Source organism: Saccharothrix sp., from assembly GCF_031180885.1.
GTDB lineage: Bacteria > Actinomycetota > Actinomycetes > Mycobacteriales > Pseudonocardiaceae > Actinosynnema.
On record NZ_JAPSLK010000059.1, the window covers coordinates 1 to 15186 of the forward strand.

The 15186-nt window shown below is 71.0% G+C and carries 13 protein-coding genes and 1 tRNA gene; 3 read left to right on the forward strand and 11 right to left on the reverse strand.

Translation table 11 applies throughout. The annotated features are described in order from the left end of the window. Window positions 1–414: CarD family transcriptional regulator (locus tag RIN75_RS36855; RefSeq protein ID WP_309116727.1), on the reverse strand; the 414-nt coding region annotated here is incomplete at its 3' end. Between the two features lie 339 nt (window positions 415–753). Between RIN75_RS36855 and RIN75_RS36860 the strand changes: the two genes are divergently transcribed. Both RIN75_RS36860 and radA read left to right on the forward strand, forming a co-directional pair. Further along, window positions 754–1440: a hypothetical protein gene (locus RIN75_RS36860; protein WP_309116728.1), complete on the forward strand. Its 687-nt coding sequence runs from the start codon at window positions 754–756 to the stop codon at window positions 1438–1440. A 761-nt stretch (window positions 1441–2201) separates the two neighbouring features. Continuing rightward, window positions 2202–3575 (forward strand): DNA repair protein RadA, encoded by a 1374-nt coding sequence (radA, locus tag RIN75_RS36865; protein WP_309116729.1) that lies wholly within the window; start codon window positions 2202–2204, stop codon window positions 3573–3575. A gap of 45 nt (window positions 3576–3620) precedes the next feature. Here the strand turns inward: radA and otsB are convergent, their stop codons facing one another. The 3 genes from otsB to RIN75_RS36880 all read right to left on the reverse strand — a co-directional run bounded on the left by otsB (window position 3621) and on the right by RIN75_RS36880 (window position 9184). Then, window positions 3621–6155 (reverse strand): trehalose-phosphatase, encoded by a 2535-nt coding sequence (gene otsB, locus RIN75_RS36870; protein WP_309116730.1) that lies wholly within the window; start codon window positions 6153–6155, stop codon window positions 3621–3623. Window positions 6156–6227: 72 nt separating this feature from the next. After that, window positions 6228–7661 (reverse strand): trehalose-6-phosphate synthase, encoded by a 1434-nt coding sequence (locus RIN75_RS36875; RefSeq protein WP_309116731.1) that lies wholly within the window; start codon window positions 7659–7661, stop codon window positions 6228–6230. A gap of 167 nt (window positions 7662–7828) precedes the next feature. Beyond that, window positions 7829–9184, reverse strand: a complete 1356-nt coding sequence (locus tag RIN75_RS36880) for a threonine/serine exporter family protein (protein ID WP_309116732.1) — start codon at window positions 9182–9184, stop codon at window positions 7829–7831. Window positions 9185–9508: 324 nt separating this feature from the next. Here RIN75_RS36880 and RIN75_RS36885 point away from each other — a divergent pair. After that, window positions 9509–9584, forward strand: a tRNA-Thr gene (locus RIN75_RS36885). A 78-nt stretch (window positions 9585–9662) separates the two neighbouring features. On the opposite strand, the gene RIN75_RS36890 is transcribed toward RIN75_RS36885, so the two are convergent. From RIN75_RS36890 to RIN75_RS36920, 7 genes are all read right to left on the reverse strand, one after another. Then, a complete protein-coding gene (locus tag RIN75_RS36890; RefSeq protein ID WP_309116733.1) occupies window positions 9663–10985 on the reverse strand; it encodes a tyrosine-type recombinase/integrase in 1323 nt (440 codons plus the stop codon). 19 nt (window positions 10986–11004) lie between these two features. After that, on the reverse strand, window positions 11005–11301 hold the full coding sequence (locus RIN75_RS36895) for a helix-turn-helix domain-containing protein (protein WP_309116734.1): 297 nt from the start codon (window positions 11299–11301) through the stop codon (window positions 11005–11007). Window positions 11302–11444: 143 nt separating this feature from the next. Further along, complete coding sequence (locus RIN75_RS36900; protein ID WP_309116735.1) at window positions 11445–12410, reverse strand: AAA family ATPase; 966 nt, start codon at window positions 12408–12410, stop codon at window positions 11445–11447. Beyond that, window positions 12407–13357 (reverse strand): hypothetical protein, encoded by a 951-nt coding sequence (locus RIN75_RS36905; RefSeq protein ID WP_309116736.1) that lies wholly within the window; start codon window positions 13355–13357, stop codon window positions 12407–12409. Before RIN75_RS36905 ends, RIN75_RS36900 begins: the two co-directional genes overlap by 4 nt. Then, the gene (locus tag RIN75_RS36910; RefSeq protein WP_309116737.1) at window positions 13354–14235 is read right to left on the reverse strand and encodes a bifunctional DNA primase/polymerase; all 882 of its coding nucleotides are present in this window, start codon (window positions 14233–14235) and stop codon (window positions 13354–13356) included. Before RIN75_RS36910 ends, RIN75_RS36905 begins: the two co-directional genes overlap by 4 nt. A gap of 94 nt (window positions 14236–14329) precedes the next feature. After that, complete coding sequence (locus RIN75_RS36915; RefSeq protein WP_309116738.1) at window positions 14330–14776, reverse strand: hypothetical protein; 447 nt, start codon at window positions 14774–14776, stop codon at window positions 14330–14332. Between the two features lies 1 nt (window position 14777). Further along, window positions 14778–15113, reverse strand: coding sequence for a hypothetical protein (locus RIN75_RS36920; protein ID WP_309116739.1), 336 nt, complete (start codon window positions 15111–15113; stop codon window positions 14778–14780). Window positions 15114–15186: the final 73 nt, after the last annotated feature.

Here is a 15186-nt window from a genome sequence, read left to right on the forward strand (position 1 = left end):
TTCGCTAACCAGTATCTGTCGAGCCTTCGCCAGCATCCGCTTCTCACCAGCGGACAGTCCGCGATCCTTCTCGCGCCGCCAGAGGTCGCGCACCACTTCGGCCACCTTGTTCACGTCACCGGACGCGAGCTTCTCGAGGTTGGCCTTGTACCGCCGGGACCAGTTGGTCGGCTCCTCCGTGTGGGGAGCACGCAAGACCTCGAAGACCTTGTCAAGACCCTCCTGGCCGACGACGTCACGAACGCCCACGATCTCGGCGTTGTCGGCGGGGACGCGAACCGTGAGGTCGCCTTGGGCGACCTTGAGGACGAGGTACTTCTTCTCCTCGCCCTTGATCACACGGGTCTCGATTGCTTCGATGAGAGCGGCACCGTGGTGCGGGTAGACGACGGTCTCTCCGACCTTGAAAACCATGTGTCCTCTGCCCCTTTCGCTAACCCCATCCTAACACGTCGAGCAATCCCCTCTTCGGCGTCCGGAGATCAGTTCGCGCAGGTCAGGGCCGCGAGGGGGGTTGACAAACCACCCGGCGGCGTGCAACGCCCAGGACGATCTTGCTCCACTGTGGACGTCGTGGCGGGTGTTGTGGGGCACCACATGAGGTGGGCCGGTGAACGCCCCGTTAGGCTCCTGGACTGGTGGTCGACCGGCCTACTGCCGGGTACGGCCCGCCTGTGTCAGCACACCGGAAGGATCCGAGCAGCCGTGGGTCGCGCACCGCAGAAGTCCCCAGCGTCTCGCCGCCTGGCCGTCGTGGCCGCAGTCGCGGCCGGTCTCGGCCTCGCGGCTGCGGGCTGCAGCGCAGGCCAGGTCACGCAGACCGACACCCAGGTGGCCGCCGTCAACGGTGCGAGCGGGACGGTCGGCGCCATCGCCGTCCGCGACGCGCAGCTGCTGTTCCCGGTCGAGCACGGGTATTACGAGGAGGGCGACAGCGCCCCGATCGTGGTCGTGATCGCGAACAACGGCACCGACGCGGACAAGCTCCTGTCCGTGACCAGCGAGCGGTCGGCCGAGGCCGAGATCACCGGTGACCGGGACCTGGAGCCGGGCACCGCGATCATCGGCGGCGCCGACCAGGACGACGCCGGCAGCCACAAGACCACGACGTCCGCCCCGACCTCCACGTCGGCGGCCCACGCCACCACCACCTCCCCCGTCTCGGGGACGGCTACTACGACCACGACGACTTCCGCCTCGGACACGTCCGTCTCGGCCCCCGCGACCACGACGGCGAACCCGTCGGCGTCGGTGTCCGTGTCGGCGAAGCCCAGCGAGCCGGGCAAGGTCAAGATCGTGCTGAAGGACTTCAAGGGCGAGCTGCGGCCGGGCCAGACGGTGCGGGTGACCTTCCTGTTCGAGAAGGCCGGCCCGATCACCTTGGACCTGCCCATCGGCGCCACCCCGGAGCCGCGCAAGGACGAGCCCTCCAAGCACTGACCCGGCGACTCGCGGCCAGACCTCGCGACTCACCGAGGCCCGCTCCCGACTCCGGGGGCGGGCCTCTCGCTGTGTCCATGGGTCGCTCTGAACGTGCTTCCGGCGGATCTCCCGGGGAATTGTCGGTGCCCGGTGAGATGATGGACACGGGGGCCGGAGGCCACGGCTGCCACTGTTTGTGCAGGTCAGCGAGGTGTCGGTGAGGATGGCGGGTGGGGCGGCCGGCGGCGCGCGGCTGGCCGCGCCGGGGTGACTGCTGCCGGGAGGCGCTGGGCTTCCGCGGGCTGCTGGGGTGGCCTGCGGAGGGCGGCGTCTGGTGGAGTGCAGCGGCTGGCGGCGGGACTGGCTGGCACGCGTGCGGGGGTGGTGGAGTTCCTGGCGGCTGGCGGCTGGCGGCCGGGTTGGCTCTGGCGCGTGCGGGGGTGGTGGCGTTTCCTCGCGGCTCGCGGCTCGCGGCTCGCGGCTCGCGGCTCGCGGCTGGCGGTGGCGGCTCGCGGCGGGAAGGGTGGCTGGCAGCTCGCTGGGACGGCTAGCGGGTCGCGGTAGTGGGCTGAGCTGCGTGGATGGCGGCAGGTGGCCCGTGTGCCCTCTGTGCGCCCGTGACGCGGGCGCGGCCTCCGGCCCCCGTCTCCATCATCCCACCGGGTACCGACAATCCCGGGCGTGTCGCGCACTGAGGAACTGGTCCCGCGAGTGGACCCGCCAGTGGAACCCGCGAGTGGAACCAGGGACTGTCGGGGGTGGTCGTTAGCCTGCACCCCGTGGTCAAGAACGGGCGTGCGGTCAAGGCTTCGTACCGGTGTGCCGAGTGCGGGCACGAGGTGGCCAAGTGGGTGGGGCGGTGTCCGGAGTGCCAGGCCTGGGGGACCGTTGAGGAGCGGGGCGTCAGTCGGTCCGCGCTGGCCCGGGTGGTCGCCGGTGCGCCCAGCGCGCCTGCCCGGCCCATCGGCGAAGTGGACATCGAGTCGGCCCGGGCCCGCAGGACCGGGGTCGCCGAGTTGGACCGGGTGCTCGGGGGTGGGCTGGTGCCGGGCGCGGTGGTGCTGCTCGCCGGGGAACCCGGGGTGGGGAAGTCCACGCTGCTGCTCGAGGTCGCCTACCAGTGGGCCGTGAAGGGGTCCGTGCCCTCGCTCTACATCACCGGTGAGGAGTCGGCGGGCCAGGTCCGGCTCCGGGCCGAGCGGACCGGGAACATCCACCCGCAGATGTACCTCGCCGCGGAGAGCGACCTCAGCGCCGTGCTGGGGCAGGTCGAAGCGGTCGACCCGGGTGTGTTGATCGTCGACTCGGTCCAGACCATGTCCTCACCCGAGGTGGACGGCACGCCGGGCGGGGTCACCCAGGTGCGCGCGGTCACGGCGGGACTGGTGGCGTTGGCGAAGGAACGGGGGCTGCCGATCGTGCTCGTCGGGCACGTCACCAAGGACGGCTCGGTCGCCGGACCCCGTGTCCTCGAACACCTCGTGGACGTCGTCCTCCAGTTCGAGGGCGACCGGCACTCCAGCCTGCGCCTGGTCCGCGGCATCAAGAACCGCTTCGGCGCGGCCGACGAGGTGGGCTGCTTCGAGCTGCGCGACGACGGCATCGTGGGCGTCCCCGACCCGTCCGGCCTGTTCCTCAACCGCCGCGACCAGGACGTCACCGGCACCGCCGTCACCGTGGTGGTCGAGGGCAAGCGCCCCATGTTGGGCGAGGTCCAGGCGCTGGTCACCCCCACTAACCTGCCCTCACCCCGACGGGCGGTCAGCGGGCTGGACTCGGCCCGGGTCGCGATGGCGCTCGCCGTGCTGGAGAAGCGCGGCCGGATGGCGCTGCACAACAAGGACGTCTTCACCGCCACCGTCGGCGGCATGAAGCTGGTCGAACCCGCCGTCGACCTCGCCGTGGCCCTCGCGGTCGCCTCCGCCGCCACCGACCAACCCCTGCCGCACGACCTGGTCGTGGTCGGCGAGGTCGGTCTGTCCGGCGAACTGCGCCGGGTCAACGGGGTCGGCCGGCGCCTCACCGAGGCCGCCCGCCTCGGCTACACCAAGGCCCTGGTCCCGCCGGACGCCGGTCCGCTCCCGAGCGACACCCGCGCCCTGGTCGCCCACGACCTCTTCGAAGCCCTCCAGCTCCTCAAGCTCCGGAAATGACGAACGCCCCCGACCGGAAGGAGGTCGGGGGCGTTCCGAAGAGAACTACTGCAGGGCCGCCAGGAGCTGGGCGCAGCGGATCAGGCCCAGGTGGCTGTACGCCTGCGGGTGGTTGCCCAGGGAGCGCTCCGCGATCGGGTCGTACTCCTCGGGCAGCAGACCGGTCGGGCCGGCCGCGTCGACCATCTGCGCGAACAGCTCCTCGGCCTCGGTGCGCCGGCCGGTGAGCAGGTAGGCCTCGATCATCCACGCCGCGCACAGGTGGAAGCCGCCCTCGTCGCCGGGCAGGCCGTCGTCGCGCCGGTACCGGTACACCGTCGAACCCGACCGCAGCTCCGCCTCGACGGCCGTGACGGTGGCCTGGAACCGCTCGTCGGTCGGGTCGATCAAGCCGGTCAGGCCGACGTGCAGGGACGCCGCGTCGAGGTCGTCGCCGTCGTAGGCGGTGGTGAACGACTGGGCCTCCTCGCTCCACCCGTGCTTGAGCACGTCGTTGGCGATGGTGTCGCGCAGCACCGGCCAGGACGGGTCGATCTCGCGCCCGTAGGTCTCGCCCAGCGACACCGCGCGGTCCAGCGTCACCCAGCACATGACCTTGGAGTACACGTGGTGGCGCGGCGCGTGCCGCTCCTCCCAGATGCCGTGGTCGGGCTCGTGCCAGCGCCGGGCCACCGCCTCGGCCATGGCCTGCACCATCCGCCAGTCCTGGTCGGTGAGCGAACCGCGCGCGGCGGCGAGCTGCACCACCAGGTCCACGACCGGGCCGAACACGTCGAGCTGCACCTGCTGGTTGGCCAGGTTGCCCACGCGCACGGGCCGCGAGCCCGCGTAGCCGGGCAGCGTGTCGATGACGGCCTCTGCGCCCAGCATGGTGCCCTGCAACGTGTACAGCGGGTGCAGGCGCTCGGGGCCGGGCAGCGTGGCCAGCACGCCGTGCACCCAGCCCAGGAACGCCTCCGCCTCGCCCAGCGACCCCAGCGACACCAGGGCCTGCGCGGTCAGCGCGGCGTCGCGCAGCCAGCAGTACCGGTAGTCCCAGTTCCGGATGCCGCCCAGCTCCTCGGGCAGCGACGTGGTCGCCGCGGCCATGATCGCGCCGGTGTCGTGGTGCACCAGGCCCTTCAGGGTCAGCGCCGACCGCAGCACCAGGTCCGTCTCGACCGGCGGCAGCTTGAGCGTGGCCGCCCAGTCCGACCAGAACGACCCGGCCCGCGCCCGCCGCTCCGCCTCGCCCAGCGTGGCCTCGGACAGGTCGTCCGTGCCGCACCGCAGCTCCAGCAGGACCGGCGCGCCCTCCCGGGGCCGCACGACGGCGGTGGCCGTCTCCTGGATGCCGTCGGAGGTGATCTGCCAGTCCACCCCGGGCGAGCGCAGCACCATCGGGTCGGACGTGCCGACCACGCGCAGGCCGTCGCGCTCGCGCAGCAGCCGCACCGGCACCTGGCCGAACTCCGGGCGCGGCGCGAACGTGATCACCGCGTTGGTGGAGCCGGAGATGCGCCGGACCAGGTCGGTGCGGTGCGAGGCCAGGTCGTGGTCGAGGTAGTCGGTGACCAGCAGCCGCGACCAGCGGGTCTCCACGATCATGGTGCCCGGCACGTAGCGCTGGCCCAGCGGCAGCGACCCGTGCTCCGGCTTGATCGAGAAGTGGCCCGCCGCCGGCCCGCCGAGCAGGTCGGCGAACACCGCCGCCGAGTCCGGCTCGGGGTGGCACAGCCAGTTCAGCCGCGCGTCCGGGGTGAGCAGGGCGACCGACCGCTCGTTGGCGAGCATGGTCAGCCGCTCGATCGGCACCGCCTGGTCGCCGTGCAGCCAGTTCTTGCGCTCCTCGAACAGAAACGCGAGCACGGTGGCCACGTCGACGGTGTCGTCGATGCGGTACTCGGCCAGCGACTCGCCGTCGCCGACCTTGATGCCCACGTCCGGCCCGGACAGCCGGGCGAACGCCTTCTCGTCGGTGACGTCGTCGCCCACGAAGATCGACGCGGTCGCGGACACCCGGTGCCGCAGCACGTCCAGCGCGTGGCCCTTGTCGGTCTGCACGACGGCCAGCTCGATCACGGCCTTGCCCTCGGTGACCTGCACGCCGTCCCACGTGCTGGGACCGCCGCGCACGGCGTCCAGCACCCGGTCCCCGACGGGCTGCTCGGCCCGCCGGACGTGCACCGCGATGCTCGCCGGCTTGACCTCCAGGCTCACGCCCTCGTGGCCTTCCACAATCGTTTCAAGCGCCGTCTCCAGGCGCCGGTGCAGGGCCTTCGCGTCGGCGTCGAGGGCGTGGACGAAACCGACGTCGAACTCCGACCCGTGCGAGCCCACGAGGTGCACCTCGGACGGCAGGCGCGACAGCGTCGCGAGGTCGCGCAGCGCCCGTCCGGAGATCACCGCCGTCGTGGTCTCGTGCAGGCCCGCCAGGGAGCGCAGCGCGCCCACCGATTCGGGCAGGGGGCGGGCGTCCTCGGGGTTGGCCACGATCGGAGCCAGTGTCCCGTCGTAGTCGCAGGCGACCAGCAGGCGTGGTGTGCGGGCCAGCTGCACGATCGCACGGCGAAGCTCGGCGGGGAGGGCTTCGGCGGTCAACGCCCCTCCTCAAGACTCGGTGGGACAGGTCGGGTTGCAGGGTCTGAACTGATTCAGATAGCCTGAACTGATTCAGATTGCGCTCTGCGTGCCCAAGGCGTCAAGGAACGAGCGGGCCCAGCGGTCGACGTCGTGCGTGAGGACTTGGCGGCGCAGCGCGCGCATCCTACGGCGACCCTCCGCCGGATCGAGTGTCAGGGCCGCTTCCAGAGCGTTCTTCACACCGTCGAGGTCGTGCGGGTTCACCAGGAAAGCGCTGGTCAGCTCGGCCGCGGCGCCCGCGAACTCGGACAGCACGAGCGCGCCGCCCAGGTCGTAGCGGCAGGCGACGTACTCCTTGCACACCAGATTCATGCCGTCTCGGACCGGGGTGACCACCATGACGTCCGCGGCGGTCATGAACGCGGTCAATTCCCGCCGATCTACGGATTGGTGCAAATAGTGGACCACCGTGTGGCCGACGGTGGAGAACTCGCCGTTGATCCGGCCCACCGCCTGTTCGATCTCGCTGCGCATCTGCCTGTAGTGCTCGACCCGCTCCCGGCTGGGCGTGGCGAGCTGGACCATGGTGACGTCGCGCGGGTCGACCCGGCCGTCCGCGAGCAGCTCGTGCAGGGCGCGCAGCCGCACGTCGATGCCCTTGGTGTAGTCCAGCCGGTCCACCCCGAGCAGGATCTTCTTCGGCCGGCCCAGGTCCTCGCGGATCTGCTTCGCGTGCGCCTGGACCTCCTTGCTGCGCGCCAGCGCGTCCAGCCCCGCCGAGTCGATGGAGATGGGGAACGCGCCGACCCGCACCGTGCGGTCGCCGACCTGCACCACACCCGGCCGGGTGCGCACGCCGACCGCGCCCCGGCTGGGCTCCAGGCCGACCAGGCGGCGGGCCAGCCACAGGAAGTTCTGCGCGCCGCCGGGCCGGTGGAAGCCGACCAGGTCCGCGCCGAGCAGGCCGCGGATGATCTCGGTGCGCCACGGGAGCTGCATGAACAGCTCCACCGGCGGGAACGGGATGTGCAGGAAGAACCCGATCCGCAGGTCCGGCCGCAGCTCGCGCAGCATCGCCGGGACGAGTTGGAGCTGGTAGTCCTGCACCCACACGGTCGCGCCCTGCGCGGCCACCTTCGCCGTCACGTCCGCGAACCGCTGGTTCACCCGGACGTAGGCGTTCCACCAGCGCCGGTGGAACGCCGGCGGGGCGACCACGTCGTGGTAGAGCGGCCAGAGCGTGCCGTTGGAGAAGCCCTCGTAGTAGTCGCGGACCTCAGCGGAGCTGAGCGCGACGGGGTGGAGCTGGAGACCGTCCTCCTCGAACGCCTCGACGTCGGCGTCCGCCACGCCGGGCCAGCCGATCCACGCCCCGCTGTGCGAGCGCAGGAACGGCTCCAGGGCGCTGACCAGGCCACCAGGGCTGTGCTTCCAGCGCTCGGTGCCGTCCTCCAGGCGCTCCAGGTCCACCGGCAAGCGGTTAGCCACGACCAGAAAATCCGCGCCGTTCTCGCCAATGCCCACCTTGGTAACGCCTCCTGTTGAACCGCCGCCGACTCTCGTCGCGACATCCACGGTTGGTGCGCCCGCCACTGAGGGTAGTGGCTGAGGCCGTCCCGGAATGCCCGGCAGAGGTGTCCGTCACACGGTGTTCACGACAGGTAGGAGCAACGTCACCCCTAAGTGGGTGGTCACTCGACCCGGCGCTTGGCGGGACGCAATGGGCCGGACAACCGGGGCCCGGCCAGCTTCCGCTCCAGCCGGCTCAGGCCCGTGCGCACCGGCCGGCCCAGGAACTCGCCCAGCACCACCCCGCTGGCCAGCGCCAACGCCGTGCCGGCGGCCAGGACGAGGGTCGACAGGCCGCCCACGTCCTGCTCGACGGTCAGCTGGTAAAGACCGCGGTAGGTGGTCCAGCCCGGGAGCAACGGCACCATGCCCGCCACCGCGACCACCAGCGGCGGCGTGCGCAGCCGGCGGGAGATCACCGCGCCGCCGAATCCCACGACCGTGGCGGCCACCGCCGAACAGGTGATCACGTTCGTGCCGGTGAGCACGAGCAGCCCGTACGTGCCCGTGCCGACCGCGCCGGCGGCCGCCGCGATCGGCAGGGCGGAGAGCGGGGCGTAGGCGGCCAGCGCGAAGAACGCCGAGGTCACCGCGCCCGCGACGAACTGGACCGGCACGTCGGAGATCAACGGCGGCAACGGGTCGGCGAGGGAGGTCCGCACGCCGAACTGCACCCCGGCGCGCAGGGTGAGCGCGATGCCGGTGATCAGGCCCGCGGTGAGCAGCGCGATCTCCATCAGCCGGCCGGCGGCGGTGACGTTGTACCCGGTGATCGCGTCCTGCACCGCGCCGACCAGCGACAACCCGGACAGCAGCACCACGATCCCGGTCGCGACCAGCAGCGAGGGTCGAACGGCCGGCAACGCGTCGGTGGCGTACATGACGGTCGCTGCGGCGGTGGCCAGCGCCCCGCCGACGACCTGCTGGAAGAAGAAGGGGAGGGCGCGGCGGTTGAGCAGCCGGCCGACCCGGTCGATCAGGGCCGTGACCAGCGCGGCGGCGAGCGCGAGCAGTGGCCCGCCGCCGACCAGGAACGCCACCGCGCCCGCCATGCCCGCCCAGGCCAGGGTGGCGACCCAGCGCGGGTAGGGGTGCGGCTGCTTGGTGATCTTGTCGAGTTCGGCGTAGGCGTCGGCGGGCTTGACCTGGTTGTCGGTGATCCGCCGGATCAGGGACTCCAGCGCGGCCAGGCGGGTGTAGTCGAGGCCCCGGCTGCGCACCACCCGGAGCGAGGTGACCGGCGCGGCTTCGGTGCCCCGGTGGCAGGAGACGGTGATCGAGGTGAACGTCACGTCCACCTCGGTGCGCGGCAACCCGTACGCGTCCGCGACCGCCATGACCGTGGCCGTGGCGTCCGCGGCCCCCGCGCCACTGGCCAGCTGGACCTCGCCGACCCGGAGGGCGAGGTCGAGGACCAGGTGGACGGTGGCGTCGTCCGGGAGAGCCGGTCCCTCGACGGGTTGCCACAGGTCAGGCACGGTCCTGGGGTCGCGGTACCGCTTGCGCCGCAGCCTCACTGGGGGTGGACCTCCTCGTGGATCACGGTTTAGCCACGCTCGACGGTGTCACATTCGCGGTTGTGTGATGCGCCACCCCCGTGCGGGGTCCCTGGTGCGGGTGGGTCGATCACTGTGCGTTCAGCTCTGTTGATGCCGCTGGCCAGCGGTTTTAGGTGTTCCTTGGGCCACTCGGACGGTGTCCGGAACCTCCCAATGGACCAATGTCGGGACACCCTGAGCAGACCGTTCGCCGCAGGTAGCACCTGTTGCGGGCGCTTACGATGTCCCCGGCGCATCCGCCGCGCCGGTGTAGCTCAATTGGCAGAGCACTCGCCTTGTAAGCGAAAGGTTAGGGGTTCAAGTCCCCTCACCGGCTCCAATAGCAGTACCCCCCTGACCAGCGGCAATGCCGTTCAGGGGGGTACCGAGCGGGACTAGCGGGGTCTCAGTTTGGGTCTCACTTGTCCTTCCACAGGTGGTCCCCGACCTGCTTGGCGACGCGCATGGTCAGCTCAGACGGCATGTGCTGGTACCGAGCGGCCATCGAGATCTGCGACCACCCCATGATCTCCATGACCGCGCGCGGCGGTACGCCCATTACCAACAAGATGGTGGCGGCGGTGTGCCGCGCGTCGTGCAGCCGTGCGTCCCTGACCCCTGCCTCGGTCAGCAGCTCCTTCCACTCGTCGTGGTCGCGTCGCGGGTCCAAAGGTTTCCCGTTCGGCTGGGCGAAGACCCAGTCACCCTCGCGCCATTCGCTGCCTGCACGGTCGCGCTCCGCGTCCTGAACTTCTTTGTGCTCACGGAGCAAGTCCAGCAATGGGCCGGGAATGCCGACCGCGCGCCGTCCCGCCCGCGACTTCACGGGCACTTCGCGGAGACCGCCGCCGTGCCGGTGAGGGCAGATGACGGCATGGGCGGTGCAATCAGGCGGACATGGCGGCGGACACGGCTTGCGCTTGTGCGCCTTACAAGTCGGCTTGCACGGCTTCACCTTGTGCCGTCGTGCGCCACACGCGTTCGGGTCGTCGCACCCGTGCTTCCACTTGTGCCGCTGGATCTGGCGGGGTGTCCGCAGAACGCCGCCGTCGAAGTCGATGCGCGCCCACTTCAGCCCCAGCGCCTCACCCTTGCGCAGCCCTAGCGCGAGCGCGACGGCGAACCGTGCACCGTTCCGGCGCGTTGCAGCACACTTCAGAATCTGCTGTGCTTCCTCGAACGTGAACGGTTCGACTTCCTGCTCTTCCACGTGTGGAGCCTTTGCCAGTGAAGCCGGGTTCACCGTGATGTGGCCGCGCTTCACCGCGACGTTCAACGCCGTTCTTGCCGTGCGGTGCACTTGATGGGCGTATCCGGCTGAGCGGCCTTGAGCCTGCATTTTGACGTACAGCTTTTCCAAGTGTTCGGGCTGAAGTCGGTGGAGGCGGTGCGCGCCCACACCAGGGATGAGCCACTTGTGAACCGCGTAGTGGTACGCCGATGCGGCGTTCGGCGTGATCGACGGCGTGGCGATGTTGTCCAGCCAGTGCACCAGCCACTTCTCAACGGTCCAGCCCTTACCCGGCTTGCGCACCTTCCCACTGTCGCGTTGCCGCTCGTACTCACGTACCGCAGCGATAACGTCCTTCTCATCCTTCCGCTTGACGTGGCGGCGGTCCGGTTTGCCGTCGTCCCTAACGCCCATCGTGACGCGGCCGTGCCAATAGCCGTCGTTGCCAAGGTAGATGCTGCTTGCGCCGTTGGGTGCGCGGGTTCCCTCGGGTCGCTTCTTGCGTGCCATGCGTGTGCCTCCGAGTTGGTCAGGCGGCGTGCGGGTAGGTGGTCAGGCGGCGCGCGAATTCCGCGATAGCGGATGTGGGGACGCGCCGAAGGCGTCCGATCCGGATGGATTCGAGGTCTCCCCTGCTGATCAGGGCGTAAGCGCGGGTGCGGCTGATGCCGAGTCGGTTCGCGGCTTCCTCGACGGTGAGCAGAGTGCGTTCCGGTGACTGGCGCGGTTCGGGAATGGTGGGCGGTTGGTGTGCGGTGATTTCGGCGAGGAGTTCGCCGAGTCGGTGAAGCAGCGACGCGAGTTCGAGGTGAGCGTCGTGGTTCATCGCCGGGTGTCCTCTCGTGCGGTGGTGCGGGACTGGGTGGGACAGGTGTGGTGGGGCCTGTCCCACCCGGTTTGTGCTGGTCAGGTGGTGTGGCGAGACAGGTGGGACAGGTGGGACAGGGGTCGCGTGGGGTGTCCCGGCGGTCAGGGCAGGGGCACGTAGTAGCGGCTGGTCGCGTCTTTGGTGAGCTGTCCCGCTTCCTGCATCCGGGCGCAGGTCTTGCGGACGTTGCCCGCGTTGATGCCGGTTGCTGCGGCGATTTCGGCGGGGGTGCTTCCGGGGTGTTCGCGCAGGTAGCGCAGGATCGCTACGCGGGTGTCCCCCGCCGTGTGGTCGACGGCCGGGCCGTCCAAAAGGGACCACGCGCCGTTGGTGGGGTCGAAGCTGAGCGCGTAGTCGTTCTCTTCGACGTCCCGGCCGGTGACGTGCAGAACGCCGTCCGCGTTGTTACGCGCGCGTTCGAGCACCAGGACGGCGTCCGCCGCGCCCGCGATGCCGTTGGTACCGGACACGGTGGCCAGGAAGTCCTCTGACGCCGCTTTGCGGACGTGGTGGACCAGAACCACGGAGATCCCGTAGTGGTCGGCCACGCGCTTGATGCGACCGACCGCGCGGTAGTCCGCGTCGTATTGCTGGGTGTTGACCGGCTCGTTTCCCCGGATTTTGGCGAAGACGTCGATGACGACCAGGCGGGCGGTCGGGTTGAGGTTGAGCCACCCGGCGATTTCCCGGTCACCGCCCTGGGGCAGTGGCGGGCAGTCGGTGGCGAGGGTGAGCAGCGGCGGCGCGGCGGTGTCCCCGAGCATCTTGCCCATGCGGGTCTTCAACCGGCGGGCGGTGTCTTCCAGCGCCAGGTAGAGCACCGGGGCGGGCGGTCCGGTGTCGATGGAGCCGAACGCGGGCTGTCCGGCCGCGATGGACAGCCCCAGCCCCAGGGACATCCAGGACTTGCCGACCTTGGGCGGTCCGGCGAGCAGGGAGACGCCTTCGCACAGCACGCCGGGGACGGCCCAGCGCGGGTCGGGGAAGTCGGCGCGCATCAGCCGGTCTGCGGTCCACGAGTCGGCGAACGGCTCGCGTTCCTCGGGCGGGACGGGCGGGGTGTTCATGCGGCGTTCTCCCTCGTGCGGGCGCGGTAGGCGGCTTGGCGGCAGGCGTGGGAGCAGTGGCGCGGCCACCGGCCGGTGTCGGGTCGGCGAAGCGGCTTGCCGCAGCGGCAGAGACGGGCGGTGACCAGGCCGGATGCGTCGTTTTCGTCACCGGGGGCCGCGGTGGAACCGTCACTCGGTGACGCTTCCCACCGGTGGCTACCGTCACCGGCCGGGCGTGACGGAAGGGTCCAGGACGCTTCCGTCACGGGCCGCAGGTGGCGGGCGTGGCCCATGAGCTGGGTGCCGAGCCAGAACGTGTAGGCGGGTGGGATGGCCTGGGTGAGGTCGGTCCAGGGCATCCAGTCGATGCCCATCGCTTCCCGGCCCCGGTCGGCGGACGTGCGCTCTGCGGGTGACGCTTCCCCGCCGGCTGGCTTTCGTCCCGGTGACGCTTCCCGGTCGACCGGCTTTCGTCTCGGGCGTTGGCCGTACGCGCCGTAGACCGGCACCGCCCGCGTCCCGGTGTCGTGGTGGCACTCCGTCCCGAACAACGCCAGGTTGGACTCGAACAGCCGGTGCCGCTGGACGTCCAACCGCAGCGTGCGCCCGCAGAGCTGGACGGGGTCGATCAGCGGCGAGCCGGGCACGTTCTCGATGACGTAGCCCCAGATGTCCCCCCGTTCGACGGCCTCACGCAGCCGCTGGCGGATCGGTTCCACCAAGTCGGGGTGGTCGGCCCGGCGGTGCTTCGGCGTGGCCTGCGAGTAGAGCTGACACGGCGGGGACGCGGTGACCACGTCGTAGCCGGACAGGTCCACGGTGAGCGCGTCAGCTTGGACGAACGGGAACGGGTAATGGGGCTGCGGGTCGATGTCCACGCCGGTCACGTCGAACCCGGCGGCGTGGTACCCGGCGGACGCGCCACCCGCGCGACAGAACAGGTCGAGTAAGCGCGGGCGGTTCACGCGGCCACCTGCCGGGGGCGGCGGGCACCGGCCCGCAGTCCGCTGGTGATGGTCTGCTCTGCGGCGTAGGCGCTGTAGGCGTTCACGGCGATGTGCCCGGCGGCGGCGTGCATCAGCGTGTCGCGGACTTGGTCCTCGGTCAGCGCGCCACCGGCCACGAGCTGCCCCAGGGCTTGCGCGGCGCAGTAGAGGGCGAAGTTGCGTTGTCCGCCGCGCGCGCCCTCCACCCGGGCGACTTCCGCGTCGATGGCGGCCTTGAGGTACTTCCCACGCCGGTCCCCGGCGCTGGCGCGCAGGGGCACCGGGGCGGGCGGCGGCGGGGGCAGCGGCGCGGGGCGCAGCAGCGTGGCGAGCCAGCCGGGCAGCGGCACCACCGGGAGGTCCTCGGTGAGGGTGTAGGCGCGGCCGTCGACGGTCGAGCCGGGCGCGACGACGTAGCCGCCGTGCGCGCGGGTGTCGATGAGCCGACCCAGCTTGCCCGCGCTGTTGCGGTACTCCGTGTCGGCGGGGGCGGTGAAGTACAGGTGCCAACCCTCGGACGGGGTGGTCACGGTGCGGGTGTCCACCGGTAGCGGCTGGTCGTACAGCCCGCACAACGACGACAGGGTCTCCAGCCCGTGGCCGATGTCGCCGGGGGTCTGCTTGTCCGGCTTGGCCACGTCCAGGTCCACCACGACCAGCCCGGCCGGGCCGGTGGCCAACCCGATGTTGTACGGCCCGGCCGTCCAGCAGCGGCGGATGCGGTCGGTGTCGGTGGTGGCGCGCTGTTCCCAGTCGCGGATGGCGGGCCGCTTGCCGCCGGGCACGAGCGGGAACACCGGCCAGCCGTGGTCGGCGGCGTCCAACGCTGCGGACAGCAAGCGGTTGTGATCCGACATGACAGTCTCCTGTGGACGATGGCGAGAGGGTTTCTGGAGACTCACGGCGGGGGCGGGGTGGTCACGTCCCCGCCGTGAGCAGCGGGAGGGGTGGTCAGTCCGGGTGGATGCGGCCCGCTTGGATGCGGAAGCCGCCGCCGTTGTCCGGCCCGTCGAAGTCGAAGTCGGGTCCGTTGGAGCCGAACGCCACCGGGCCGTTGATGACCGCCGCCTGGTACACGGTGCTTCCCGGTCCGGCGTTGGCGCTGTTGTTGACCACGACCACGGTGTCCGGGGTGGACGTGGTGGCGGTGGCGCGTTCGGTGGTCACGTCCCCGTCCTGAGGTGCGGTGTCGTTGTGGCGCATGGCTTGCTTGGCTTTCTCGTGTGCGGTGCGGGCGGCGTCCAGGCGCTGCTGTGCGTCGGCGACGGCGGCGGCGTCACCGCTGGCCTTGGCCTCGCGCAGTGCTTTGCGGGCGCGGGAGACGCGTTTGCGGGTGGTCTGGGTGGCGCGGCTGGTGGTGTGGCTGCCGTCGCAGCGGCGTCCACCGGTTCGGCACATGTCACGTCCCCCCGTTGACCTGGTCGCGGCGGTGGTTGGCGGCGGCGCGGCGGGCGCGGCGGACGCGGGTGGCGGCGTTGAGCGCCTTGCGGCCGGTGCGCAGGGTCTTGCCGGTGCCGCCGCAGCGGTGGCAGGTGCGGTAGGCGCGGAGGAACTTGGACTGGTGGTGACCAGCGCCTTTGCAGGCCCGGCAGTTCTTGAACGGGTAGGCGAGCAGTAAGCCGAAGTGCAGGAGGGCGTAGCCGGTGAGGATGAGCCAGCCGGTGACGCTGACCTGCGTGTTGTCACTGAGCGTGCACAGAACGGCGATGGCGAGAACGAGTCGTGAGGGGGTCACAGGAGGCCTCCGGGGCCGGTTTTTGGGTGTGGGGCACCGACGCCGCTAGGAACTAGGGCGCTGATCAGGTGTG

Excerpts from the sequence above, each read along its gene's own strand:
- RIN75_RS36890 (WP_309116733.1), bottom strand. The coding sequence starts at position 10,985 with ATGGCACGCAAGAAGCGACCCGAGGGAACCCGCGCACCCAACGGCGCA.
- RIN75_RS36895 (WP_309116734.1), bottom strand. The coding sequence starts at position 11,301 with ATGAACCACGACGCTCACCTCGAACTCGCGTCGCTGCTTCACCGACTC.
- RIN75_RS36900 (WP_309116735.1), bottom strand. The coding sequence starts at position 12,410 with ATGAACACCCCGCCCGTCCCGCCCGAGGAACGCGAGCCGTTCGCCGAC.
- RIN75_RS36910 (WP_309116737.1), bottom strand. The coding sequence starts at position 14,235 with ATGTCGGATCACAACCGCTTGCTGTCCGCAGCGTTGGACGCCGCCGAC.
- RIN75_RS36915 (WP_309116738.1), bottom strand. The coding sequence starts at position 14,776 with ATGTGCCGAACCGGTGGACGCCGCTGCGACGGCAGCCACACCACCAGC.